The following is a 25,871-nucleotide window of genomic DNA, read 5'->3' on the forward strand; positions in this document are numbered from 1 at the left end:
GTCCACCCCGTTTGCGGCACTCAAGCCAGTTGTTTCACCGCCCAGCGCGCGGCATCGGCGACCGTCGGATCAGGATCGTCGACCAGTCGCGCCGCAATCGGCCTCAGTTCCGGCAGCCCGGAATTCCCGATCGCATAAAGAACATTTCGCACAAAGCGATCCCGCCCGATCCGCTTGATGGGCGACCCCGAGAACTTTTTGCGAAATGCCGCGTCATCGAAACCGGCCAGTTCCGCCAGGGGCGGAGACTTCAACTCGGGACGCGACGCATATCTCAGATCACTTGCAGCGACGGCAAACTTGTTCCAGGGGCACGCGGCCAGACAATCGTCGCAGCCGTAAATCCGGTTCCCCATTTTCCCTCGCAGTTCTTCATCTACCGGACCCTTGTGTTCAATGGTCAGATAAGAAATGCATCGCCGGGCATCCAACTGGTAAGGCCTCGGAAAGGCATCGGTCGGGCACACGTCCAGACAAGCCCGACATGATCCGCAATGATCAACCTCCGACATATCTGATGGAAGATCCAAAGTAGTAAAAACAGACCCTATAAAAGCCCAATTCCCCCAGTCCCGGCTAACCAGATTGGTATGCTTCCCCTGCCACCCCAACCCGGCCGCATGGCCCAACGCCTTTTCCGGCACAGGTGCGGTATCGACGAACACCTTCACCTCTCCTCCGGCTTCGGCGATCAGCCACCGTGCTAACCGTTTGAGGCGTTTTTTTACCAAATCATGGTAGTCCTTGTTCTGGGCATAAACAGAGATCGCCCCGCGTTCCGCGTGCCGTAAAACCTCGGTCGGATCATGGTCCGGCGTGTAACTCTCAGCCAGCATGATCACCGATCGCGCGTCGGGCCACAAAGCCGCCGGATCACCACGCCAATGGGTTCGCTCGGCCATCCAGCCCATCTGTCCGTGGTACCCGGCCTGCAAGAACGCCTCCAGCCGCGCGGGCACCGCTGGCACGTCCCACGGACGGCACACACGGCAGGACACAAACCCCTCGTTCAGGGCCTGCGCCACCAACCTGTCCTTCAAACCCGATCCGCTCTTCATCTGGCTAAAAATATCCTCGGGGGGAATCGCGCCCCGGCGCGATGGGGGGCAGACAGCCCCCCTGCTACCCTATCAGAAATCCAGATCAGCGTAATGAGGCGGAGGCCGAAACCCCGGCACCTGATCCGCCAGTATCGACCGGAACGCAGGGCGCGACTTGATCTTGGCATACCAATCCTTCACCGCCGCCGATCGATTCCAATCCACGTCCGAGATATAATCCAACGCCGAAAGGTGCGCAGCCGCTGCAAAATCCGCCAGCGTCATCTGATCCCCGGCCAACCAACGACGATGATCCAGCAGCCAGGCCATGTAATCCAAATGGTACTTGATTGCCTTGGCACCTTCCTTGACGTTCTTACTGTCCGGATAGCCCTCGCCAGTGATTTTCTTGTTCACCCGTTCATACAATAGCTTCGAGGTGACCTCTTGATGAAACTTGTCATCAAACCACGCCACCAGACGCCGAACCTCGTACCTGTCTTCCGGTGTTTTCGGTAAAAGCGCGGGTTCTGGGCGGGTCTCTTCGATATACTCGCAGATGGCTGTGCTCTCGGATAAGGTCTTTCCATCCAGCCGAAGAACCGGGACTTTTCCCGCAGGGTTACGGCGCAGGAAATCCGGGTCTTGTTCCCAGTATCTCTCTTCCACCAGTTCAACCTCAATCTTCTTTTCTGCCAGCGACAACCGGACCTTGCGGCAATACGGGGACAGGGGAACGTGAAACAGACGCGCCATGATCTTCCAATCGAACCAGTGAATACCCTCCAGCTTTAGCGCCGAGAGGGTTTGTTTTTCAATCCTCGAAACAATCCGCGCGACCATCTGCGCGGATGGTGGCCGCTCCATCTAGGATCGAGGCCGCCCGCCTGCGTGTACGCACCGAGGGATCGGTCACCGACCGATTGCGCGGCGACGGCAGGATTGCCGCAATCCGCGCGGCCTGCACCGAGGACAGTTTTGACGCTGGAATGTTGAAATTGCGCTGGGCTGCTGCTTCGACCCCGAAAACTCCATTCCCGGTCTCGGCCACGTTCAGGTAAACCTCAAGGATACGCTGTTTGCTCCAGAATATTTCGACCACCGGCGTAATCGAAGTCTCTAACGCCTTGCGCACCCAGCTACGCCCCTGCCACAGGAACACGTTTTTGACCACCTGCTGCGACAAGGTCGAGGCCCCGCGCGATCCGCCATCCTCCAGCGCGTCGCGGATCGCTTCGACGTCAAAGCCCCAATGTAGGCAGAAATTCGCATCTTCGGCCGCCACGACCGACCGTGCCATAATGGGCGAGATCTCTTCGATCGGCACCCAATCGCGTTCAACCTTGCCCAACCTGCGCCATTCCGACCAAATCGTATGTGTCACGGGCGGGTTCACCACCGAATACAGCGCTACCAGCGCAACCACAAACACCACACAGCCCAAAGCACCGCGTAAAACCCAGCGGCGAATCTGCATCAGGATCGGCGTTTTAGCCTTGGACGCCTTCTTTTTCTTACCGCTTTTCTTGCGGACTGCTTTCTTTGCCATGCCCCAGCTATACGACGAGTGATCGCGGTTTGAAACGGCTGGGGCGTCACCAGCAAAAGAAAACCCGCACGCCGACAGGGCGCGCGGGCTTCGTTTGTCTGTGCTTGCGAATTATTCCGCCGGAACCGCTTCCGCCTCGTGGGTCAGAGGATGGCTGAGATTGTTCAGCATCTCCTTCGGGCAGACCTGCAGGAAGTTGGCCTTTTCCACATCCCAATGCTGCAGAATATCGGCGGCCTTGCGGCTGAAGGTTTCTGCCTGATGGGTTTCGATCAGCGTTTTGAGCTGGTCTTCCCAATGGTCCACCGTGACCGGGCATGTCACCAGCGTTTCCATGTTCATCAGCGCCTGCGCCTTACCGTCGGGGTCGTACAGGTAGGCCATGCCGCCAGTCATGCCCGCACCGAAGTTGGCACCAATGCTGCCCAGAATCACCGCCACACCGCCGGTCATGTATTCGCACCCGTTCGAGCCACAGCCCTCAATCACCACTTTGGCACCCGAGTTGCGGACCGCGAAACGCTCGCCTGCGCGGCCTGCTGCAAACAGGTGTCCGTCGGTGGCACCGTACAGAACCGTGTTGCCGATAATGGTGTTGTCATCCGCCTTCAGCGGGCTGACCTGCGGCGGGCGCACAACGATCATGCCGCCCGACAGGCCCTTGCCGACATAGTCATTGGCGTCGCCAGACACTTCCAGCTTGAGCCCAGGCGCGGCAAAGGCGCCCAGCGACTGACCGGCCGAGCCTTGCAGTTTCACGTGCAGATGGTCGTCCTGGAACGTATTCCGCATCCCGAAATTCTGCACGATATGGCTGGAAACCCGCGTACCCACTGTCCGGTGCGTGTTCTGCACCGCGTAAGACAGTTGCATCTTCTCACCATCCTTCAGGAACCGAGCGGCATCGCGCACGATTTCAGCGTCCAGCGTATCGGGCACTGCGTTGCGATCCTTACCGCGGTTATAGACGATATCCTGCGCGCCATCGACGGTGATCAGCAGCGGATTCAGGTCCAGATCATCCAGATGCGCTGAACCCCGGCTGACCTGCGCCAGCAGATCGGCGCGACCGATGATCTCGTCAATCGAGCGCGCGCCAAGGCTGGCCAGCAGCTCGCGTACTTCTTGCGCATAGAAGGTGATCAGGTTGACAACTTTGTCCGCGTTGCCGGTGAACTTGGCACGCAGGGATTCGTCCTGCGTACACACACCAACCGGGCAGGTGTTCGACTGGCACTGGCGCACCATAATACAGCCCATCGCGATCAGGGCAGCGGTGCCGATGCCGTATTCCTCGGCCCCCATCATCGCGGCCATCACAATATCGCGCCCGGTGCGCAAACCACCGTCGGTCCGCAGGGTCACGCGGTCGCGCAGGTTGTTCATTGCCAGAACCTGATGCGCCTCGGTCAGGCCCATTTCCCACGGCAGACCGGCATATTTGATGCTGGTCGCGGGCGAGGCGCCCGTGCCGCCGTTGTGACCCGAAATAAGGATAATATCCGCTTTGGCCTTGGCCACACCGGCGGCAATCGTGCCCACGCCCGAGGACGCCACCAGCTTGACCGTCACCTTACAGCGCGGGTTGATCTGTTTCAGGTCATAGATCAGCTGCGCCAGATCCTCGATCGAGTAGATGTCGTGGTGCGGCGGTGGCGAGATCAGCGTCACGCCTTTGGTCGAGTGCCGCAGACGCGCGATCAGGTCGGTCACTTTCATACCCGGCAACTGACCACCTTCACCCGGTTTCGCACCCTGGGCGACCTTGATCTCAAGCTCTTCACACTGGTTCAGGTATTCGGCGGTCACGCCAAAGCGGCCCGAAGCCACCTGTTTGATCTTGGCCGACGGGTTGTCGCCATTCGGCTCTGGCACGAAATGTGCCGGATCTTCGCCGCCTTCACCCGAGTCAGATTTCGCACCGATCCGGTTCATCGCCACGTTCAGCGTCTTGTGCGCCTCTGGCGACAGCGCGCCCAGCGACATGCCCGGCGTGACAAAACGCTTGCGGATCGACGTGATCGATTCGACCTCTTCAATCGGCACCGGCTTGCCCAGCGGCTTGAAGTCCATCAGATCGCGTAGGTGGATCGGAGGGTTCGATTGCATCTTGGCGGAATACTGCTTCCACAGCTCATAGGATGCCCGGTTACACGCCATCTGCATCATATGCATCGAGGTCGCTTCCCACGCGTGGGTTTCTCCCGATTTGCGCGATTTGTAGAAACCACCGATGGGCAGAACGTCCAGTTCGCTGTCCCAGCCTTTGGCGTGGATTTCCTCGGCCTTGGCCTGAATGCCCGTGACACCGATGCCGGAAATCCGGCTGGTCATGCCCGGGAAATACTCGGCCACCATGGCACGACTCAGGCCCACGGCCTCAAAGTTCAGGCCGCCGCGATAGGACGAAATCACCGAAATCCCCATCTTGGCCATGATCTTCAGCAGACCCTGATCAATCGCCTCGCGATAGCGCGCAACGTTTTCAGTCAGCGTGCCGTCCAGCAGGCCGCGATCAATGCGGTCGGCCAGTGAATCTTCAGCCAGATAAGCGTTCACAACGGTCGCGCCGCAACCGATCAGTACGGCAAAGTAATGCGGATCGACACATTCGGCCGAGCGCACGTTCAACGAACAGAAGGTCCGCAGCCCCTGACGGGTCAGATGCGAATGCACGGCACTTGTCGCCAGGATCATCGGCATCGCCACGCGACCCTCGCCCGAGTTCATGTCGGACAACACCAGATGCCCCGCGCCTGAGCGCACGGCCTCTTCTGCTTCGGCTCTGATGCGGGCCAAAGCGGCATTCAGTGCGCCCCGACCTGGTTCAAAGCTACAGTCGATCTCGGCCAGCGGCGAACCAAAGCTTTCTGCCAGCTTGTCCCACTGGGCGTTGCCCACAAAGGGGCTGCCCAGAGTGATGATCTCGGTCTGGCTGCTGTCTTCGTCCAGCACGTTTTTCAGGTTTCCGAACCGAGTTTTCAGCGACATCACCCGGTATTCGCGCAAGCTGTCGATGGGTGGGTTCGTAACCTGACTAAAGTTCTGACGGAAAAAATGGCTGAGTGGGCGGTATTGTTTGGACAGAACCGCAGACGGAGTGTCGTCGCCCATCGAGGCGATGGATTCCTTGCCATCCTCGGCCATGGGCGCAAGGATTTGTTCCAGTTCTTCAACCGAATAACCGGCAGCAATTTGGCGCTTGCGCAGTTCTTCGCCGCTGAACTTCGCGCTTTCGGTCACGTCCGACAGCGTTTCATCCAGATCGTTGATTTTGCCGACCCACTCGCCAAATGGCAGCGCACGGGCCAGCTTGTCCTTGATTTGAGTGTCGCGGAACAGCTTGCCCTTTTTCATATCCACGGCCAGCATCTGCCCCGGACCCAGCGCGCCTTTTTCGGTTACGCTGGCTTCATCAATCGGCACCATTCCGGCCTCGGACCCTGCGATTACCAGACCGTCACCGGTCACCACATAACGCATCGGGCGCAACCCGTTCCGGTCCAGACCGGCACAGACCCAGCGGCCATCGGTCATGGCCAAGGCAGCAGGGCCGTCCCACGGCTCCATCACCGAGTTGCAGTAGGAGTACATGTCGCGCCATGCCTGAGGCAGCTCAACCGCTTGCTTGGACCAGCTTTCCGGCACCAACATGGTTTTCGCCATCGGGGCCGAGCGGCCCGCGCGCACCAGAACCTCGAAAACCGAGTCTAATGCAGCCGAATCCGACGACCCACCAGCGATGATCGGTTTGATATCCTCGGCATAGTCACCAAAGGTGCCCGAGGCCATGCGGATCTCGTGGCTTTTCATCCAGTTGACGTTGCCCTTCAGCGTGTTGATCTCGCCATTATGGGCCAACATACGGAAGGGTTGGGCCAGCCACCATTGCGGGAAGGTGTTGGTCGAATAACGCTGGTGATAAATCGCAAAAGCCGATTCAAACCGTTCGTCCATCAGGTCGGGGTAGAAGACCGCAACCTGCTCGGCCAGCATCATGCCCTTGTAGATAATCGAACGACAGCTAAGCGAAGCCAAGTAAAGGTCAGAGATGCCCGAAGCTGCGGCGGCCTTTTCGATCCGGCGGCGGATTACGTACAGCTCACGCTCAAAAGTCTCTTCATCCACGCCTTTGGAGTTTGAGATCAGAATTTGCTCGATCTCGGGCCGGGTCGCGTTTGCTTTTTCTCCCAGACAGGTCACATCAACCGGCACGTGGCGCCAGCCATAGATGTAATAGCCCATGCGCAGCACTTCGGTTTCCACGATGGTCCGACAGCTTTCCTGCGCGCCAAAATCGGTGCGGGGCAGGAAGACCTGACCCACGGCGATCAGCTCATCCAGATTGGGTTCGTGCCCGGTGCGGCGGATTTGGTCATAGAAGAACGGAACGGGTATCTGCACATGTATACCCGCGCCGTCGCCTGTCTTGCCATCCGCGTCCACCGCGCCGCGGTGCCAGATCGCCTTGAGCGCATCAATACCTGCATCAACAACCTTACGCGACGGCTTACCGTCGACAGACACGACAAGGCCTACGCCGCAGGATGAATGTTCTTCCTCCTCGGAATAGAGACCGTTTTCGGCCATCCACTGACGTTTGGCTTCTTCGGCGCGCACCCAATCGGCATCGTATTTGGTCATTGGCTGTCTCCTTCTTCCGAGGGGGCGTACATGGCCTCGACCTCGGCTTTGGTCATTTGCTGGCGTTCACCTGCGAACGCGTACCCTTCGGGCTTTTTGTCGAAATAAAGTTCCAGTTTCAGCGTGTGGCCGGTATCTGGGAACAGGCCTGCGGCGATTTGCGTGTGTCCGTGCATCTCACCGGGAAGCGTGATCCGGTACCACAGTGCCGAGCCGCAGTCGGCGCAGAAGGCGCGCTCGGCCCAATCGGACGAGGTGAAGGTCTTGACCGGCCCAAGCGCGGCGTAGCCTTCTTCGGCCTGAAAAGTAACCAGCATCGAACTTGTCCAGCGTCGGCATTGGTCGCAATGGCACGCGCCCAGCGCATCGCGCGCGGGCGTAGCGGTCACCGTGACCGCACCACACATGCATTGGCCTTGCAACTCGGGCATTTCGAGGCTCCTGATCGCTGGGTCTATTCGGCTGCGACTGCAGCCTTGGCGTTGAACCGGTCGATGATCGCATCGGCACAATCGCGCCCGTCGCGGATCGCCCACACGACCAAAGAGGCCCCGCGCACGATGTCACCGATGGCATAGACGCCGTCCATTTCGGTCTCGCCGGTCTGGAAGGCGGCCTTGACGGTACCCCAGCGTGTCACCGGCAGGTCGGGCTGGCCGAACAGGCTGGGCAGGTCTTCGGGCTCAAAGCCAAGCGCCTTGATCACCAAATCGGCGTCTTCGACATAGTCCGCGCCTTCGATCACCTCGGGGGCCTGACGGCCGGTTGCGTCGGGCTGGCCCAAGCGCATCTTCTGCACCATCACGCCTGTGACTTCGTCGTCGCCGGCAAAGCCCTTGGGCGCGCTGAGCCACTCAAAGACCACGCCTTCTTCCTCGGCATTTTGGGTTTCACGCTGCGAACCGGGCATATTAGCGCGGTCGCGGCGATACAGACATTTGACCGAGGTCGCACCCTGACGGATCGAGGTGCGAACGCAATCCATCGCGGTATCCCCGCCGCCGATCACGACAACCTTTTTGCCAGCGGCGTTCAGGCGGCCATTGTCGAAATCTTCGACATCGTCACCAAAGCTCTTGCGGTTTGAGGCAGTCAGGAAGTCGATGGCTTTTTCGATGCCACCCAGACCGCTGCCCGGCATGGACAGGTCGCGCGATTTGTAAACGCCGGTTGCGATTATCACCGCGTCGTGCTGACCACGGATTTCTTCGAACTTTGCGGCATCGACGTCGCAATTCAGCTCAAACGTTACGCCACCGTCGGCCAGCAAATTGTTGCGGCGCTGTACGATGTCTTTTTCCAGCTTAAAGCCGGGAATGCCGTACATCAGCAGGCCACCTGCACGGTCGTAACGGTCATAAACCGTCACCTGAATACCTGCACGCCGCAGCATATCCGCCGCCGCCAGTCCGCCCGGACCCGCGCCGATGATACCCACGCTTTCGCTACGCTCCGCACCCGGTACAACAGGCTTGACCCAGCCTTTGTCCCACGCTGTGTCGGTGATGTATTTCTCGATCGTGCCAATGGTCACGGTACCGTGGCCCGACTGTTCGATCACGCAATTGCCTTCGCACAAACGGTCTTGCGGGCAGATCCGGCCACAGATCTCGGGGAAGGTGTTGGTTGCCTGACTGGTCTGATACGCCTCTTCCAAACGGCCCGTCGCGGTCAGGCGCAGCCAATCAGGGATGTTGTTGTGCAGTGGGCAATGCGACTGGCAATAGGGCACACCGCACTGGCTGCAGCGACTGGCCTGTTCTTCGGCCTTGGCTGAGGCAAACTCGGCATAGATTTCGTCAAAGTCTTCCTTGCGCGTGTCCGCGGCACGCTTTTCGGGCATGGCGCGATCGACTTGCACAAATTTCAGCATCGGTTGCTTGGCCACGGGTCAGACTCCATGAATTGGCTTGGTCGACCTTCTTTAAGAGATACAAGATCGGATGAAAAGTCAATTGTACTGACCTATTTTCAAAATTTTTGCCGCTGGGAGTCATCCGAGTGAAAAAACTTCACCTTTTTAGTTCCGATTCGGACCTAATTGTGTTCTTTTCTTTTCCGCATCACACTTATACCCAGTGAGCACAATAAAAACGTGACGGTGGCACGGGCAATTCGATGAGCCTTTTTCAATTGATTCTCACGGCAATAATTCAGGGTATCACTGAATTCCTGCCGATCTCATCTTCTGGTCATCTGATCCTTTTGCCCAGCCTGACGGGTTTAGATGATCAGGGTCTCGCCATAGACGTCGCTGTCCATGTCGGCACCTTGGGTGCTGTGGTTTTGTATTTTTGGTCCGAGGTCAAGAAGGCGGTCTCCGGCCTGCCGCGCGCCCTGACGGGGCGTATCGATTCTGCCGAAGCGCGTCTGGCTATGAGCCTTATCATCGCGACGATTCCCACAATCATCGTCGGTGCGATCCTGTTCAAGACGGGCCTCAGCCAATCGCTGCGATCAATGACGGTAATCGGGTGGACGATGCTGGGATTTGGTCTGTTACTTTACTGGATGGATCAGAAGGGGCCGCAGACGAAAAAGGCCGGCGACTGGGGCATCAGGGATGCGGCCATTATGGGCCTTTGGCAAGCATTGGCGCTTATACCCGGCACGTCGCGGTCAGGGATCACCATCACGGGCGCGCGGCATCTGGGCTATACCAGAGAGGACGGTGCCCGGATCGCCATGCTGATGTCGATCCCGACAATTCTGGCTTCGGGGATTTTGCTGTCGGTCGATGTGATCCGCGAAGCTGATGCGCAACTGGCCATTGACGGGGCTATCGCTGCCTTCTTTTCCTTCATTGCAGCGCTGCTCGCCCTGACCCTGATGATGCGCCTGTTGCGAAGCGTCAGCTTCACACCCTACGTGATCTACCGGGTCATTCTGGGCGCAGCATTACTGATCATCGCCTATAGCTGATCAGATCTTCAGGTTCTTCGCCGAGTTTTGAATGTCGTCATACTGACCCGAGGGGCGGAACTTCCACAGGTATTCGGGCAACACCGATTCCAAAGTCGATGGCTCAATCGCCAGATCGGCAAATCCCATCGCACCTTCTGACACAACATTGTCGCGCCGCAGGTTCTTAAGCTGATCACGGGTCAGGATGTTGTTGGGGAAAAGCTGGAAGCTCACGAATTTCACGATGTCCAGCACTCCGGCCATGATCCGCGCCACCCAGAACGGCATTCCAATTATGACCCGGCGCCGGTGAATCACGTCCAGCATCTGCTGCATCAACGCACGAAACGTCTTTACCTCTGGTCCACCCAATTCGTACACGCCAGCCGGAGCCCGTCCCAGAACACCTTTCACGGCGGCTTGGGCCACGTCGTCCACGAAAACGGGTTGGAATTTAGTCTCAGCACCCACCAAAGGCAGGAACGGATTTATCCGGGTCATACCGGCAAAGCGGTTGAAGAACTGATCTTCGGTCCCGAATATGACCGAAGGGCGCAGGATGACCGCGCCCGGCATATGCTCCAGAACCCCAGCTTCACCCTGCGCCTTGGTCCGCGAATACTGGCTGTCTGATACCGCATCCGCGCCGATCGCAGAGATATGCACCATCTGCGCTATACCCTGCTGCGCTGCCAGCCGCGCAATGCGCTCGGCGCCTTCGGCCTGCACTGCGTCAAACTCATTCTTGCCCAGCTCATTCAGCACACCCACGCAGTTGACCACGGCGTCAGCGCCTTGCATCGCCAGAGCAACCGACGCGTCATCGCGGATATTGCACAATATGGGCTCGACCTGCCCCACAACACCATAAGTTTTGACGAACATGGCCTCATTCGGGCGCCGCACGGCCACGCGGACGCGCCACCCTTCACCTGCCATACGCCGGGCGACGTATCGGCCAACAAATCCGGATCCGCCAAAAATCGTGACCAGTTTGGACATGCGAGGGCTCCTGCTGATGGGTCATACACGATCTACCCCTCAAATCCCAAGCAAACAAGGCGCAATAACGCCGCGCATTCAGGATATCCGCGCCCTGTTCCACAGACCTTGGGCGTCCGTCAAAAAACTTTCAAAAAACTTCCCGAATCTGGTTGACGCCCACCGCCAGTAGGCTTAAACGCCCCTCCACGACACCTGCCCAGGTGGCGGAATTGGTAGACGCGCTAGCTTCAGGTGCTAGTGTCCGTATGGACGTGGAGGTTCGAGTCCTCTCCTGGGCACCAAATCCCCCGAAATTTGAAAAACCCACTGTATTAGACGGCTTTTGGCCTTTCTGGATCAGCCTGCCGCCCCTTGAGACATCGCGGCAAGCTCTGTCAGTTCGGCGTTTCGTGTCGCCGATTGCGCCTTGACCCGTTTCACGAACTGAGCTGGTAAATCAGGACCGCCCTGCGCGATGTAGGGGGTTACCGTTTCATCCCCGATCAACTGGGCATATTTTGCCCAGGTTCGAAAGACGAACACGTCACGCAAACTGATAAATGGCTTTGTGTAGGCTTTGATTTGCGGCTTGGGGAACTTCGTGCCCTTGAAGTACTGTTCTTCGATTGCGGCCCAATCCTTCGGCGCTTCAAATTCGGTCTGCTCTGCGTCTTCCGAATACTTGAACGCCGGATACTCAAGCCCGTATTCCGAACAGCCGTGAGAGATCTTCTGATGAAGGCCAGACACACCGAACTCCGCCAACTTGACCTCAAAGGCGGCAAGACAGGCTTTGGCCTCATCCGCGCTGTTGCAATAGATGTAGCCTTTGTACGGGTATTTGATCCCGTCGCGCAGTTCAATCATGCACTTTCTGGTGTTGTCACCGGGAAGGTCGAGGTTCAGCAGCACCAGATACGCCTGGATCATCTTTTCCAGCGATTCGGGTAAAATCTGCACCTTGTAACAACCGTGGCACAACGCCGGGATTACCTTGGTTTCTGCAAAGAACTTCAAACGCGCGTCGCAATAAGGAACTTTGCCCTGAACCTTCAGGACCTGACCTGAAAATACCTGAGCGACCGGCACCGCGTGTTTGATGCCTGCGGATTTCAGGACATTTAGCCATCCTTTGTACGCCAGAGCACATTCCGACGGATCCAAAAACGCCTGTTGCCAGTCTTTGGGCAGTGTAGATGCAAGCTTGGATTGGGCCCGTCCAAATGCACCGGAAACACCCTGCGCGCTATTTGACATGTCCAAAAGTGTGACTAGACGGCGGATCGCCTGCAAGTCATTCGGGCGGACTGCAATCCAGTTTTCCAATTGTTCCAGCACCGCGCTGTTTTTCACCAAAGCCTCCTGCCACAGGCATCACGCCCATGACTACGGTGATTGCGCCGAATGCGCCTACGGTCAACTGAATTGCGTCCGAATTGGCCGGGCAATTGACCCGACCAACCCAATTCCGTCAGGAAACGGCCTGTTCCGATACGACCTCACCAAACTTGGTGAAGAACTTGCCTGATAGCTTTTTGGCCGTGCCAGCAATCAGCCGGCTGCCAAGCTGGGCGATCTTGCCACCAACATCGACCTTGGCGGTATAAGCCAGCACAGTTTCGGCCCCGTCTTCGGTCAACGTCACTTCGGCCCCGCCCTTGGCAAAGCCAGCAGCGCCCCCTTTGCCTTCACCGGTCAACGAAAACCCACCGGGCGCGTTCGAGTTATCCAACGTGACCTGTCCGGCAAAGCGCGCTTTGACCGGGCCGATTTTCAGGACAACTTTGGCCTCAAGCTCCTCGGGTGAATGCTGGATCAGTTCTTCGCAACCGGGAATACATTCCTGCAGAATCTCGGGCGTGTTCAACGCCTTGTATACGACATCACGTGGGGCCGCGATGCGGATTTCGTCAGACAGTTCCATTTATACTTCCTTTGTTCAACAACATCTCGGGAAAACCAAAAGTGCGGTTTCCGTCGCTTGTTTGGGGGTTTGTTCGACGCGTGCCGGCCACAGGGACCGCACGCGTTTAAGCAAGCTTTTCATCCTCAGACACCTCTCTTGTCTTGTCCGTGTTCCGCCACATCACAACTTCGGCCAGGATCGACAGGGCGATCTCATGCGGATCAATAGCGTGAATATCCAAACCGGCCGGGGACTTCAGTTGACCTGCACGCGCCGGATCCAGCCCATTTGCCACCAGCTTGTCGACCAGCGTGTCCGCTTTGCGACGGCTGGCCACCATGGAAACGCGCCGCGCCGGTGTGTTCAGTGCGGCCTCAAGCGCCACAGCATCACCGCGCCCCTGAGACGCCACAACAACAAAATCCCGCGCCTCCAATCCAAGATCGCCGACAGAATCCGGTTCGAACTGTGCATGTGCCCCGCCCGTTTCCGTAACGCAAACCCGAAACCCGGCCAGCGCCGCGTGATCGGCAAGAGCGGACGCAATTGGCGACCCTCCGAAAATCACCAAACGTGGCGCATGTTGATAAGGCTCCACCAACAGATCAACCGTTCCACCCGAGGGGCAGCCGCTTTTGAATGTCTGCACACCATCCGGGTCCGTCATGCTCACCACCTTGTCCGAAGGTTTGATACGGATCATCTGCGGCGCACCGCTGGACAATGCATCCTGCGCCGATGTCCTGACGGCCCGCTGAACGCACGCGCCACCCAAATGGCCCAGTATCTGCCCATCCCGTGTGATCGCCGCCTTGCCGCCCGCCTTGGCCGAGGTCGCATCCGCCGTTCGTAAAACCGTTGCCACGCAAAACGCGTCGCCTGTCCGGCGAAGCTCTTCTATCGTGTCGAATATGTCGAAATTTGCCATGGGGCTCCTTTCACAATTTCCGGAATTGCGCTTCAAGCGCTGCAAGCGCTTCAAGCGTATTGGCCGGAAGATGGGCATCCAGATAGGGCTCGGCCGCCTGCATTGCAGCCGCGATGGGTTGGTAGTTTTCCCACCCTTTCAACGGGTTCAGCCAGACGATCCGCCGCGCCTTTCGCCGGATGCGCGCCAGAGCCGCGCCCAGCGCCTGCGGGTCCGAACTGCAATACCCGTCAGACAGGATCAACACGATCGTTCGACCGTTCAGCGCGCGTGCACCATAGCCTGACACGAACCGCTCCAAGCTGCCCGAGATATCGGTACCGCCCCCGAACCCCTCTGCCATCAGCGAAAGCCGCCCCGCCGCACGCAGGCTATCGCGATCGCGCAGAGCATCGGTGACGCGCATCAGACGCGTGTGAAACAAATAGGCGTCCGCCTCCGTTCCGCTGCCGATCAAACCCTTCAAAAATGCCAAGAATACGCGGGAATAGACAGTCATGGACCCGCTGACATCGCATAACGCAACAATGCGCATCGGACGCGGTGGGCGGGTGCGACGGTACAGGTCAATCGGCTCTCCGCCCCGTGCAAGACTGGCGCGCTGTATCCGCCTCAGGTCCAGCGCCGGCCCCTTCGACGCCTGCTTGCGCCTGCGCGACCGGCGGTCACGGACAGCACGGGCAAGCAACGTTGCGGTCCTTTCGGCCTTATTCAGAGCCTCATCATCCATCAACTCTCGCAAGTCCCGACGCGACAGATTCGCCGTTCGGGTCGCGATCAGCCTGCCGTCCATACCCTCTGCCTCTCCCTCATCCGGATCCGGCGTGGTGGGTTGATCTGTTCCGGATTGCGCAGCGTCCTGCGCCTTGTCCTGTTGCTGCCAGATCATCGGTTTGGCCGACTGGACGCGAACATGAGCAGACTTGGCCGACCCTTCCCGTTGCTTCCCGGCGTTGAACCAATACGAGTCAAACAAGTCATCAAACCGACGCCAATCTTCGGCATCTCCTGCAAGCACGGCGCACAAAGCACGCCGGGACTGACCCGCATCCGTCGCGTCAATCAAAGACAACGCGTTCAAAGCGCCCGCTGTTTCCTTTGGCCCTACCCGCATCCCATTCATCCTCAGATGCGCCACAAAGCCGGACATGCGATCCGCAAATCCAGAAGCACGGGAAGGAAACCGCGTGACCTGCATTACGCAACCTTTCCAATCAAGCGATCCATCACCTCGGGCGGGGCCGCATCATAGTCAGCGGCTGTTTTCAGCAGGCAGACAAGCGTTGCCTGAACCTCATCACGCGCCTGGGCCAGATCATTCACGCCCAATCCGGCCAAAGCCGCAGACCAATCCAGCATTTCAGCAATGCCAGGCGTCTTCTCAAGGTCTTCTTTCCGAAGCGCCTGCACCACACCAATGATCTGCCGCGCCAAAGCGCCCTCGATCTCAGGCATCCGGGCCCGCAAAATCGCCAGTTCCGTCTCGCGTGACGGATAGTCCAGGAAGCTGTATAGGCACCTCCGACGCAACGCGTCCGACAAGTCTCGCGTGCCGTTTGCCGTCAGGATTACGATTGGCCGAACCCGCGCCTTAATCGTCCCCAATTCCGGAATCGTGATCTGAAAATCAGATAGGATTTCCAAAAGATAAGCTTCAAATTCCTCATCCGCCCGGTCAATTTCGTCAATCAGCAAAACCGGTGGTTTTTCTTCCCCAATAGCCTCTAACAAAGGTCTTTTCAGCAGATACTCGTCCGAAAATACTTGTGCTTCGCTGGCTCCGCCCTGCGCTTCACTCGCGCGAATAGCCAATAACTGACGCTGATAGTTCCATTCATAGATGGCATGACTGGCGTCCAGCCCTTCGTAACACTGCAACCGAATAAGACGCGTGTCCCGCCATGCGGCCATAGCCTTGGCGACCTCGGTCTTGCCAACCCCTGCCGGCCCTTCCAGCAATAATGGTCGCCCCAAAGCCTGCGCCAAGTGCAGCGCCATTGCCAACCGATTATCAGCAACATAGCCCTGCGCGGCCAATCCGTTCTGCACATCACTCAAAGTCAAAACCAGGATCCATTCTTCATCTGGCTAAAAATATCCCGGGGGAGGTTCGGAGGGGGCTGGCCCCCTCCGTCCGGTCGGACCGGCCCAGGCCGGTCCGAACCCAATCACCCATGCATCCCCAACCCATTGGCGATCTTCCAGATCCGCCAATGGTCATGCGGCATATGGCTCTGCACCAACCCAAAGGGCCGGAACGCATCATGCACCGCGTTCGAGAAACAAGGCACGCCCCCAACATTCGGACTTTCTCCGACGCCTTTTGCACCGATTGGATGGTGCGGAGACGGCGTCACCGTATAGTCGGTGATATAGTTCGGCGTCTCCCACGCGGTCGGCAGGAAGAAATCCATCAGCGTGCCAGTCTTAACGTTACCCATCTCGTCATAGGCAATCTCTTGCCCCATCGCGATAGCCAACGCCTCGGTTACGCCGCCATGAACCTGCCCGTCGATGATCATCGGGTTGATCCGGGTGCCGCAATCGTCCAGCGCATAGAACTTCCGAACGTCCCATTCGCCGGTGTCCACGTCGATCTCCATGACGCAGATATAGGCCCCGAACGGGTAAGTCATGTTCGGCGGGTCATAGTAGCTGACGGCCTCCAGACCCGGCTCCAGCCCTGGGATCGCCTGATTATAGGCGGCGAAGGCGATTTCTTTCATCGTCTTGAACCGCTCGGGCGCGCCCTTGACCGAGAACCGATCCACATCCCACTCAACGTCGTCGTCATGGACCTCAAGCAAATAAGCCGCGATCATCTGCGCCTTGGCGCGGATTTTGCGCGCAGCCATGGCGGTCGCCGCCCCCGCCACAGGCGTAGACCGGGACCCGTAAGTCCCCAGACCATAGGGTGCGGTGTCGGTGTCGCCTTCTTCCAAAGTGATGTCATCCGCAGGCAGGCCGATCTCACTGGCAATGATCTGCGCAAAGGTCGTGGCGTGGCCCTGACCCTGAGAGATCGTCCCCAGCCGCGCGATGGCCGAACCCGTCGGGTGGATGCGGATTTCGCACGAGTCGAACATGCCAAGCCCAAGGATATCACAGTTCTTCACCGGACCAGCGCCTACGATCTCGGTGAAATGCGTCAGTCCAATACCGATCAGCTTGCGGGTTTTACCTGCCTTGAAGTCCTCAACCCGCTGCGCCTGTTCCGCGCGCAAACCTTCATAGTCCACGGCCTTCAGCGCCTTATCCCAAGCGGTGTGATAATCGCCCGAGTCATATTCCCAGCCCAGCGCCGACTGATATGGGAACTGATCGGCCTTGATGAAGTTGATCCGGCGCAGTTCAGCCGCGTCCATGTTCAGCTTAATCGCCAGAACCTCAATCATGCGTTCGATGAAATAGGCCGCCTCGGTCACACGGAAGGAACAGCGATAAGCCACCCCGCCCGGAGCCTTGTTGGTATAGACCCCATCCACGGCCAGATAGGCGGTCGGGATGTCATAAGACCCTGTGCAGATATTCATGAACCCCGCCGGGAACTTGGTTGGATCAGCACAGGCGTCGAACCCGCCATGGTCCGCCGTGGTGTGGCACCACAGACCGGTGATCTTGCCGTCCTTGGTGGCGGCGATCTTGCCCTGCATCCAGTAATCGCGGGCAAAGGCGGTGGACATCAGGTTTTCCATCCGGTCCTCGACCCATTTCACTGGCTTGCCAGTGACAATTGAGGCCACGACCGAGCAGACATAGCCAGCATAAGCCCCAACTTTGTTGCCGAACCCGCCACCGATATCGGGGCTGACGACACGGATGTTATGTTCCGCAATGCCCGAGATCAGCGACACAACCGTGCGGATCGCGTGCGGGGCCTGAAACGTACCATACAGCGTCAGCTTGCCTGTCACTTTGTCCATGCTGGCCACGGACCCACAGGTCTCAAGCGGGCACGGATGGGTGCGGTGGTAATACACCATCTCTTCGGCGACCACGTCAGCCTCGGCCAGAATAGCCTCGGTCGCGTCTTTATCGCCCTGCTCCCAGGTAAAAATGTGGTTGTGATGTTTGCGGGGGCCGTGTGCGCCCTCGGTTTGATCCGCGATGTCTTCGCGCAGGACCACATCGGATTTCAGCGCCTCGAACGGATCGGTCAGAACGGGCAGTTCTTCGTATTCGACCTCGACCAGTTCCGCCGCATCGGCCGCGATATAGCGATCCTCGGCCACGACAAAGGCTACTTCCTGTCCTTGGAACAGCACCTTTCCGTCGGCCAGAACCATTTGTTTGTCACCGGCCAGCGTTGGCATCCAATGCAGGCCCAGCGGGGCCAGATCTTCTGCCGTCAGAACAGCGATCACACCGGGCAGCGCCAAGGCGGCCTCTTTGTTCACGCTGACAACGCGGGCATGTGCGTAGGGGGAGCGCACAAAGTCGCCGAACAGCATGCCATCCAGCTTGATGTCATCGACATAATTGCCCTTGCCTTGGGTAAAGCGCACATCCTCGACGCGTTTGCGCGAGCTGCCCATGCCCTTGAGGTTGGCGGCGCGTTCTTCGGGGGTCATTGTTTGGTCGTTCATTCCGCGGCCTCCTTCTGAGCGTTCAGCATGTCAGCCGAGGCCGAGATTGCCTTGACGATGTTCTGATACCCGGTGCAGCGGCACAGGTTCCCTGCCATCCCGAAACGAATTTCTTCTTCGGTTGGGTTGGGGTTTTCCTGAAGCAGGCGATGCGCGCGGGTGATCATGCCCGGCGTGCAGAAGCCGCATTGCAGACCATGATGTTCGCGGAACATTTCCTGCAAGACACCAAGGCTGCCATCGTCGTTAGTGAGCCCTTCGACGGTAGTGATATCGGACCCGTTCACCTGCGCCACAAAGGTAGTGCAGGACTTGACGGACTTGCCATCGATATCAACGGTGCAAGCGCCGCAATGGCTGGTCTCGCAACCGATATGGGGGCCGGTGATTTTCAGATCTTCCCGCAGGAAATGGATCAGCAACGTGCGCGGCTCGGCCAGACCTTCGACCTCGCGCCCGTTCACGGTGAGTTTGACGTGCATTTTTGACATGTTATCCCCTCCTCAACTCGCGCGGTTTTGTGCGCGGTCGATGGCGCGGCGCAGCATCACAGCGGCCACATGTTTCTTGAATTCGACGGGGCCGCGGTTGTCAGCCACAGGTTCAATCGCATCCAGCATTGCCGCGACGCACCCGTTTGCATCACCGTCCGCCAACGCGGCGCTTGCGCTTTCGGACCAGATCGGCGTGTCAGCCAGGTTGGTCATCGCGACCGACGCCGTTCCGTTGCCCACCATCACCGCAGCCGCAGCCGTCGCATAATCCCCGATCTTGCGCTTTTGCTTTTCATATGCCTGACCGACGCCAGCGCCCGGAACCGGGATCGAGATACGTGTCAGGATTTCCTCATCCTCGCGCGCGGTGAAATACGCGGCCTCATAGAATTCGCGCGCAGCCACGCTGCGGTTGCCATCGGGACCGGACAGTTCAAACGTCGCGTTCAGACACTGCATCAACCCCGGCATGTCATTGCCCGGATCGCCATTGGCCACGTTGCCACCGACAGTGCCCATATACCGCACCTGCGGATCGGCGATCTGCAACGCCGCCTCGCGGATCAGCGGAATAGCGGCGGCAAGACCGTCATGGGTGATCAGCTCATGCTGCGTGACCATCGTGCCCAACGTGACGGTGTCGGACCCGATCTGGATGCCCTTCAGCTCATCAATGGCTTGAAGGTCAACCAAGTGGCCCATCTCTGCCATACGCAGCTTCATCATCGGGATCAGGCTGTGCCCGCCCGCGATCACCCGCGCCTCGTCTCCGTGTTCCTGTAGAATGCCGATGGCCGAGGCGATGTCGCCTGGCCGGTGATACTCAAAACCGGCTGGTATCATGTTTTTCCTCCCTGGGTCCGAAGCGATATGCCTTGGGGGACCTAGGGTAAGGAAAGAACGGTCACATCAGCCGTTCCAGTTAAGGGGAACGGGGCGCGCAGGTTGTTTCACGAAATGCGAATGGGCTGCACGAGTTGCGATCAAAGGCCCAGCGCGTCGCGAATATCAGAAAGTCGCGATCGGCTGACAGGGACCTTGGTCAAAGCATCAACATCGTCAAAGTAACAGGTGCCGTTGTCCTTGTGCCGCTCGAAACTTGAGACATGTTTGGGGTTCACCAGATAACTGCGGTGGGCGCGCAGAAAGCCGTCGGGCGCAAGTCGGGATTCTGCTTCGGTGATCGACCACGGGCAGAACAGCTTTTCCGCACCCATGTACAAGACGGTGTAATGCCCTTCGGCACGGATGGCGGCGATACGGGCGGGTTCGGCGAAAAAGGTCTGGCCTTCCCGTTCAAACGGAACCCCCGCCCGAAGCACCGCAGGCTCGGGTTCCGGGGTTGGGGCAGGCGCAGGCTCCGCCACAGCCGGCTCAAGGAAACTGACGCCGGTCAGCAGGAAGGCACCGCAGATCAGGAACACGGCTACGGTCACGCCCATCGCCAGAACCTGATTGTTCAGCGCGGGACCTGCACCGCCGGCGCTGTCACTGGCAACAAAATCCGTGAGGCCGGTGGCTACGAAATGCATTGAAAACACGGCCAGCCCAAAACATGCCGTACCAAGCAGGATATTGCGCTGGGTGCGGTTGTCATAAGCTACCCAGATTGCCACCACCGACAGCCCCACCGAGGCCAAGGTCGAGATCGCAACATCCCAGGCGTTATAGACCGGGCGGCACAGCTCCATCCCAGCCATGCCAATATAGTGCATCACCACGATGCCAAGGCCGACGATGACGCCCGCGCCAACAATCGTTTGCACCGAGCGTGGCCTGAAATGCAGCAGCAACAGCGCCAGACCGACCATAAGGATCGCCACCAAAGCCGAGATCAGTGTGATCAGCGCATCATAATAGAATAGGATAGGCAGTTGCAGGCCCAGCATGGCCACGAAATGCATCGACCAAATCCCGCCACCCAGAACCACCGCAGCCAGAGCGACAACAATCTTGCGCCTCTGATCATCCAACTTGGACGCGCCATGCGTAAGGTATAGGCCAGTGAAGCCCGCCATCAGCGCTACGGCCAACGACGCCGCCACAAGCCAGGCGTTATGCGAATAGTCCAGCATTTCGGTTTGCGCGCCCTCCTCGACGCGAGGGCGACGTTAGCAAACGGATTTGATTGGGACAATTGGCTGAAAGGTGGAAAACAAACCATTCATGCGCACGTCATGGTTACAACGGCGCGCCTACTGGATGACCGCATTTTCCCACGCAGACAGAAACTTTTTTCGTTTCAAATCATCCAGAAATGTCAGCAAGGCCGGATTCAACCCGATTGTCTCATGATCCGTTGACTCACCCTGAGACATGAGCGGAGGAAGAGATAGCTGGCTGCCCTGCGCCACTGGCCTTTCTTCGACAAGGTACTGGATAAAAGCCTCGGCCGCGTCCGGTTGCTGAGTCGCCCTGGACACTAGCGCGGTGCGCATCATGATCGTTTGGAAATCGGTCGGAAAAATCACTTCAAGGGCATCCTTGCGCTCGGCGCGAACGGCGGCGTAGCTGCCAAGAACATTGTAGGCCACCAGAATTGTACCATCGGCAAGATCGTTGATCATCTCGCCGGAACAGCAATACAGGCGCACATCAAGGCCGCCCATGACCTCCATCAGCCGCCAAAATGTCTCGGACGCACGTGCGTCCTGAGTTGCAAAAAGGTAGCCAAGACCCGAGTCGCGCACATCATAGGTTCCGATCCTGCCCCGAAACTCTTCAGGCCGTTTGCGCAGCGCCTCGATCAGGCCCTGACGCGTCTGCGGAATGTCCTGACCCTCGAACGCTGCGCGGTTGATCACGATGGCCGCGGGTTCGGTCGTAAAGGCAAACAGGCTTTGGTGCCACTGGGCCCACGATGGTGTCTCGATATCCTTTAATGGCAGGGCAAACCCGTCATTTGCCAACTTTAACTGCAGGTCCATCGCGCTTGAAACGACAATATCAAAGGCATCCGGCGTGGCGCGGACGCGTTGATTGATATCGGCAGTCCCCGAAACAAGGTATTCGACACTGATATTGGGGTTCTGTGCGACAAATCCATCAATCAAAGGGGCGAACAATACCGTGTCCGTGCTGGAAATGACGCGCAGGCGCGGACCGTCTGCACCTTCGTTGAAGATCAGTTGATCTTCCCAATCGTCGGCCCATCCGAGTCCAGGCAGGACAAGCAGAACTAAAGCGATAAGATAACGCATGCGCCCCCCGATGGCTGATTTGTCAGAACAAGCGTGCCGCCATGTGCAATCGCCACGTCCTGAGCGATCGTCAGCCCCAGACCCGAGCCGATTGTTCCGGCCGCGTTTTTGCCGCGTTCGAACCTGCGGGTCAGTGTCTCAATCTCTTCAGGAAGAAAACCGGGGCCGGAATCGCTCACCTTGATTTCGGGCTTTCCGGTAATCTCAATCTCGACCGTGCTGTCCAACGGAGCGTATTTCAACGCGTTGTCGATCATGTTTCGCACCGCGTTCTGGATCAGAATCGGATCGCCGGAATAGGGGACCGTAGGATCACCTGTCATGGACAAAGACAACTCCTTCATTTCCGCGATTGGTGTCAGTCTTTGAACAAGGTCACGGATCAATTCGACCAAATCCACATCCTCACGCACAAGGTGGTCCGTGCGGAATGTAATCATGGCATGATCCAAAAGCTGCCCCGCCGCGCGCGAGCTTTCGTCGATTGCCCGCACCATCGCCCGCAGCGCCTCGCGGTTTTCCTTGCGCTCAACACGGTGCAGCGTCGCTTCGGCATAAGACCGCACGGTTGCCAAAGGGGTGCGGACACGATGTGCGGCCTCAGCGATGAAATCCTCGGACTGGCTGAGCGATTGATCCAAGCGCCCCATCAGAGAGTTCAGAGACATGACCAAAGGTGCCATTTCCCGTGGCACCGGCTTTTTGAAAGGGCTCAGGTCCTGAGGACCCCGCCGCGTGACGGATGTCGTCAGTTTGTTAAGCTGTCCGATCGTGGTCGACGTGATCCAGAAAGACAGCGCCGCCGTCAAAAGAAAGAACCCCAGCCCCAGAAATGCGGCATTGCGCGAGATCTGGTCGAGGGTCCGTGAAAGTGCGTCCTGCGTCTGACCAAGTACAACTTCGATTTCAGTCTGCCGGCCCAGCCCCACAAGCGTTCGGCTTGCGCTGACCTGTCGAATGCGTTCGCCGCGCAATTCACCGGATGTAAAGGACCAATCGCTTTGGGCTGAGGCCGCTGCCAGCCGCAAATCTTCGTAGCCGGACAGAAACACACCGTCCTGATAAATGGCATAAAACACCCTATCATCGGTTGGGGTAGTCAGCATCGAGAACGCGGCATAGGGAATATCCACCTCCAGCACCCCATCCCGCAGCGCGGCGGCATCAAGAATGGACGTCACGGACGCCTCAAGGATGTTGTCCTGACCTTGTTGGGCCACCTGTGCGGCATAGTTCCGAACCGCAAAGAACAACAACACGGCCAGAACCGCTGCACCGCCGATCAGGGTCAGAACAAGCCTGTTTCTGAGCGACCCTGAAACGTTGGGATTAGTGGTCATGGTCCAACCTGTACCCCAGACCACGCAGCGTGGTTATCTTCAAGTCCGAAGGCTCAAGATGTTTGCGCAGGCGACCGACATAAACCTCAATCGCGTTATCCGTCACGCTGTCATCATAAGAAAACAGCCTGTCAGCGAGTTTCTGTTTCGAAAACACGTGGCCGGGCGCATTGATGAACAACTCCATCATGCGCAGTTCCCGATTGCGCAGCGAAAGGGTTTCCCCGGCCACGGTTAAATGACCGGCCACAGGATCAAACACGACACCGCCGATCTCGATCGTGGATTTGGCGCTGCCGGATTTCCGGCGCAGGACGGCGCGGCAGCGGGCCTCAAGCTCGGCATGATCAAACGGCTTGGTCACGTAGTCATCCGCCCCCAGATCAAGTGAACCGATTCGATCCGAAACCTGACTGCGCGCAGTCAAAACGATCACCGGCGTGTCCAGACGGCTGGCCCGGTGCCGTTTCAGAAAGTCCCGGCCATCCCCATCCGGCAGCATGATGTCCAACAGAATCAGGTCGTATTCTTCGGTTTCGACAAAGGCAGTGGCGTCTTCCAAATTCGATGCATGATCAATGACATGGCCGTCCAGCCGCATGCGCGAACTGACCGCATTCGCGAGATCCAGATTGTCTTCGACAAGCAGAAATTTCATCGGGCCCAAACAGTATTTTGCCGCGTGACAGGTTGATGTCAGGTTGGTGTGTTTTTGTTCCGTCCAATCTGAGCCGCCATGCGGCCGGTTGTCAAACGGGAGGAAACCATGACGACATTCAAACTGGGCCGTCGCGCCCTAATCGCAGCTGTGGCCGCTATCGGCCTGACCGGTCCGGCGCTGGCCGAAGATCAGGTCGTAGACAGTATCCACTTTCTGATTCCCGGTGGCGCTGGCGGCGGCTGGGACGGCACGGCCCGTGGCACGGGCGAAGCGCTGACGAACGCAGGTCTGGTCGGAACCGCATCCTACGAAAACATGTCAGGTGGCGGCGGCGGCAAAGCCATCGGCTTTCTAATCGAAAACGCCGACAGCAATCACGGCACGCTGATGGTCAACTCGACCCCCATCGTTATCCGTTCGCTGACCGGCGTGTTCCCGCATAACTTCCGCGACCTGACTCTGGTTTCCGGCACAATCGGCGACTATGCGGCGATTGTTGTGGGCAAGGACAGCCCCATCAACTCGATGGACGATCTGCTGGCTGCCTTTGACGCTGACCCCGCAGGGACGGCAATCGGCGGTGGCTCGGTTCCGGGTGGTATGGACCATCTGGTGGCGGCTATGGTGATGGAAGCGGCAGGCAAAGACGCTCTGGCCGTGAAATACATCCCCTATGACGCAGGTGGCAAAGCCATGGCAGCCCTGCTGTCCGGTGAGATTGCGGCGCTGTCGACCGGTTTCTCGGAAGCCGTCGATCTGGCAAATGCAGGTGAGGTCAAGATCATCGGCGTAACCGCGGAAGAACGCGTTGACGCCGCTCCTGATGCGATGACCATGATGGAACAGGGTATTGATACCACCTTCGTCAACTGGCGCGGTTTCTTCGCAGCACCCGGCCTGCCGGAAGACAAGCTGGCGGCATATCAAGACGCAATCGCCAAGATGTACGACACTCCTGAATGGGAAGAGGTTCGGGCGCGCAACGGTTGGGTGAACATCCACAACTCGGGGGCTGACTTCCAGACGTTCCTTGAGCAGCAGGAACAGCAGATCGGTGATCTGATGAAGAAGCTGGGCTTCCTCTAACTGAAAACTGGCAGAGCGGACCGCCGCTCTGCCTTCCCCAAAGACAACAAAATAGGAGGGGGCATCATGGCGTTGGATCGCTGGATCGCGCTCGTTCTGCTGGGTGTTTGTTTAACATATGGCTACGCCGCCTGGTTCACGATGGACAGTAGCCTTCCCCCTTTCATGCAACGAAATCCAATCTGGCCAAGCACCTTCCCCAAAGTGCTGTCCATTCTGGGGATCATCACCACAACGATCATCCTGCTGGGCTTTGAAAAGTCCGAGGTGAAAGAAGCCGATATCGACTATCGGCGTCTGGGCGAATACCACCTGGATCAGGCGCTGATGCTGCTGGCTTTGATGGTGATCTATGCCCTGTGCCTGCGTCCTGTCGGTTTCCTGATTTCGACGTCGGCATTCCTGATCCTTGGCTCATTCATTCTGGGCGAGCGCAAGTGGCACATCATGCTGCCTGTTGCCTTCATTGCGACGGGGGCGGTCTGGTATCTGGTCCAGGAAGTTCTTGGCATCTACATGCGCCCGCTGCCGGGCTTTTTCGGAGGCTGA

22 protein-coding genes and 1 tRNA gene are annotated in these 25,871 nt (G+C 58.4%); 4 read left to right on the forward strand and 19 right to left on the reverse strand.

The window, feature by feature from the left end:
• Positions 1-20 precede the first annotated feature (20 nt).
• The 6 genes from queG to ACT2B1_RS01060 form a co-directional block, all read right to left on the reverse strand.
• Positions 21-1,058, reverse strand: a complete 1,038-nt coding sequence (gene queG, locus ACT2B1_RS01035) for a tRNA epoxyqueuosine(34) reductase QueG (RefSeq protein WP_171240513.1) — start codon at positions 1,056-1,058, stop codon at positions 21-23.
• A 72-nt stretch (positions 1,059-1,130) separates the two neighbouring features.
• A complete protein-coding gene (gene fzlA, locus ACT2B1_RS01040) occupies positions 1,131-1,796 on the reverse strand; it encodes an FtsZ-binding protein FzlA (RefSeq protein ID WP_171124273.1) in 666 nt (221 codons plus the stop codon).
• Between the two features lie 58 nt (positions 1,797-1,854).
• Complete coding sequence (gene mtgA, locus ACT2B1_RS01045) at positions 1,855-2,589, reverse strand: monofunctional biosynthetic peptidoglycan transglycosylase (RefSeq protein ID WP_171123648.1); 735 nt, start codon at positions 2,587-2,589, stop codon at positions 1,855-1,857.
• A 111-nt stretch (positions 2,590-2,700) separates the two neighbouring features.
• On the reverse strand, positions 2,701-7,233 hold the full coding sequence (gltB, locus tag ACT2B1_RS01050) for a glutamate synthase large subunit (protein WP_481668406.1): 4,533 nt from the start codon (positions 7,231-7,233) through the stop codon (positions 2,701-2,703).
• Positions 7,230-7,664, reverse strand: coding sequence for a GFA family protein (locus ACT2B1_RS01055; RefSeq protein ID WP_170786066.1), 435 nt, complete (start codon positions 7,662-7,664; stop codon positions 7,230-7,232). Before ACT2B1_RS01055 ends, gltB begins: the two co-directional genes overlap by 4 nt.
• A 23-nt stretch (positions 7,665-7,687) precedes the next feature.
• Positions 7,688-9,121, reverse strand: a complete 1,434-nt coding sequence (locus ACT2B1_RS01060) for an NAD(P)-dependent oxidoreductase (RefSeq protein ID WP_171123972.1) — start codon at positions 9,119-9,121, stop codon at positions 7,688-7,690.
• 230 nt (positions 9,122-9,351) lie between these two features.
• Here ACT2B1_RS01060 and ACT2B1_RS01065 point away from each other — a divergent pair, with 230 nt between their 5' ends.
• A complete protein-coding gene (locus tag ACT2B1_RS01065; RefSeq protein WP_481668407.1) occupies positions 9,352-10,155 on the forward strand; it encodes an undecaprenyl-diphosphate phosphatase in 804 nt (267 codons plus the stop codon).
• On the opposite strand, the gene ACT2B1_RS01070 is transcribed toward ACT2B1_RS01065, so the two are convergent.
• Positions 10,156-11,139, reverse strand: a complete 984-nt coding sequence (locus tag ACT2B1_RS01070) for a complex I NDUFA9 subunit family protein (RefSeq protein WP_171123655.1) — start codon at positions 11,137-11,139, stop codon at positions 10,156-10,158.
• Between the two features lie 197 nt (positions 11,140-11,336).
• Between ACT2B1_RS01070 and ACT2B1_RS01075 the strand changes: the two genes are divergently transcribed.
• Positions 11,337-11,423: transfer RNA gene (locus ACT2B1_RS01075), tRNA-Leu, on the forward strand.
• 55 nt (positions 11,424-11,478) lie between these two features.
• Here ACT2B1_RS01075 and ACT2B1_RS01080 read toward each other — a convergent pair.
• From ACT2B1_RS01080 to ACT2B1_RS01135, 12 genes are all read right to left on the reverse strand, one after another.
• A complete protein-coding gene (locus ACT2B1_RS01080) occupies positions 11,479-12,474 on the reverse strand; it encodes a hypothetical protein (RefSeq protein ID WP_171123657.1) in 996 nt (331 codons plus the stop codon).
• Positions 12,475-12,592: 118 nt separating this feature from the next.
• Positions 12,593-13,045 carry an SRPBCC family protein gene (locus ACT2B1_RS01085; protein ID WP_171123979.1) on the reverse strand — a complete coding sequence of 151 codons (453 nt, stop codon included), beginning with the start codon at positions 13,043-13,045 and terminating at the stop codon, positions 12,593-12,595.
• A gap of 106 nt (positions 13,046-13,151) precedes the next feature.
• Positions 13,152-13,955, reverse strand: a complete 804-nt coding sequence (locus ACT2B1_RS01090) for an XdhC family protein (protein WP_171240495.1) — start codon at positions 13,953-13,955, stop codon at positions 13,152-13,154.
• A 10-nt stretch (positions 13,956-13,965) separates the two neighbouring features.
• On the reverse strand, positions 13,966-15,153 hold the full coding sequence (locus ACT2B1_RS01095) for a vWA domain-containing protein (RefSeq protein ID WP_171240494.1): 1,188 nt from the start codon (positions 15,151-15,153) through the stop codon (positions 13,966-13,968).
• Positions 15,153-15,953: an AAA family ATPase gene (locus ACT2B1_RS01100; protein ID WP_371808237.1), complete on the reverse strand. Its 801-nt coding sequence runs from the start codon at positions 15,951-15,953 to the stop codon at positions 15,153-15,155. Before ACT2B1_RS01100 ends, ACT2B1_RS01095 begins: the two co-directional genes overlap by 1 nt.
• A gap of 170 nt (positions 15,954-16,123) precedes the next feature.
• Positions 16,124-18,541, reverse strand: a complete 2,418-nt coding sequence (locus ACT2B1_RS01105) for an aerobic carbon-monoxide dehydrogenase large subunit (RefSeq protein WP_171240492.1) — start codon at positions 18,539-18,541, stop codon at positions 16,124-16,126.
• Positions 18,538-19,032: a (2Fe-2S)-binding protein gene (locus ACT2B1_RS01110; protein WP_171123669.1), complete on the reverse strand. Its 495-nt coding sequence runs from the start codon at positions 19,030-19,032 to the stop codon at positions 18,538-18,540. Before ACT2B1_RS01110 ends, ACT2B1_RS01105 begins: the two co-directional genes overlap by 4 nt.
• A gap of 12 nt (positions 19,033-19,044) precedes the next feature.
• A complete protein-coding gene (locus ACT2B1_RS01115; RefSeq protein ID WP_481668408.1) occupies positions 19,045-19,878 on the reverse strand; it encodes an FAD binding domain-containing protein in 834 nt (277 codons plus the stop codon).
• Between the two features lie 140 nt (positions 19,879-20,018).
• Entirely contained in the window at positions 20,019-21,110 is a 1,092-nt protein-coding gene (locus tag ACT2B1_RS01120) for an MHYT domain-containing protein (protein WP_171123674.1), read from the reverse strand.
• A gap of 120 nt (positions 21,111-21,230) precedes the next feature.
• Entirely contained in the window at positions 21,231-22,235 is a 1,005-nt protein-coding gene (locus ACT2B1_RS01125) for an ABC transporter substrate-binding protein (RefSeq protein WP_171240490.1), read from the reverse strand.
• Positions 22,214-23,575: a sensor histidine kinase gene (locus tag ACT2B1_RS01130; protein WP_171240489.1), complete on the reverse strand. Its 1,362-nt coding sequence runs from the start codon at positions 23,573-23,575 to the stop codon at positions 22,214-22,216. The genes ACT2B1_RS01125 and ACT2B1_RS01130 overlap by 22 nt, the downstream gene beginning before the upstream one ends.
• Positions 23,565-24,233 carry a response regulator transcription factor gene (locus ACT2B1_RS01135; protein ID WP_171123680.1) on the reverse strand — a complete coding sequence of 223 codons (669 nt, stop codon included), beginning with the start codon at positions 24,231-24,233 and terminating at the stop codon, positions 23,565-23,567. The genes ACT2B1_RS01130 and ACT2B1_RS01135 overlap by 11 nt, the downstream gene beginning before the upstream one ends.
• A gap of 108 nt (positions 24,234-24,341) precedes the next feature.
• Here ACT2B1_RS01135 and ACT2B1_RS01140 point away from each other — a divergent pair, with 108 nt between their 5' ends.
• Together ACT2B1_RS01140 and ACT2B1_RS01145 are read left to right on the forward strand one after the other, a co-directional pair.
• Positions 24,342-25,322 carry a Bug family tripartite tricarboxylate transporter substrate binding protein gene (locus ACT2B1_RS01140; protein ID WP_171123682.1) on the forward strand — a complete coding sequence of 327 codons (981 nt, stop codon included), beginning with the start codon at positions 24,342-24,344 and terminating at the stop codon, positions 25,320-25,322.
• A gap of 66 nt (positions 25,323-25,388) precedes the next feature.
• The gene (locus ACT2B1_RS01145) at positions 25,389-25,871 is read left to right on the forward strand and encodes a tripartite tricarboxylate transporter TctB family protein (protein ID WP_171123684.1); all 483 of its coding nucleotides are present in this window, start codon (positions 25,389-25,391) and stop codon (positions 25,869-25,871) included.

It is taken from the genome of Ruegeria sp. S263, assembly GCF_056780525.1.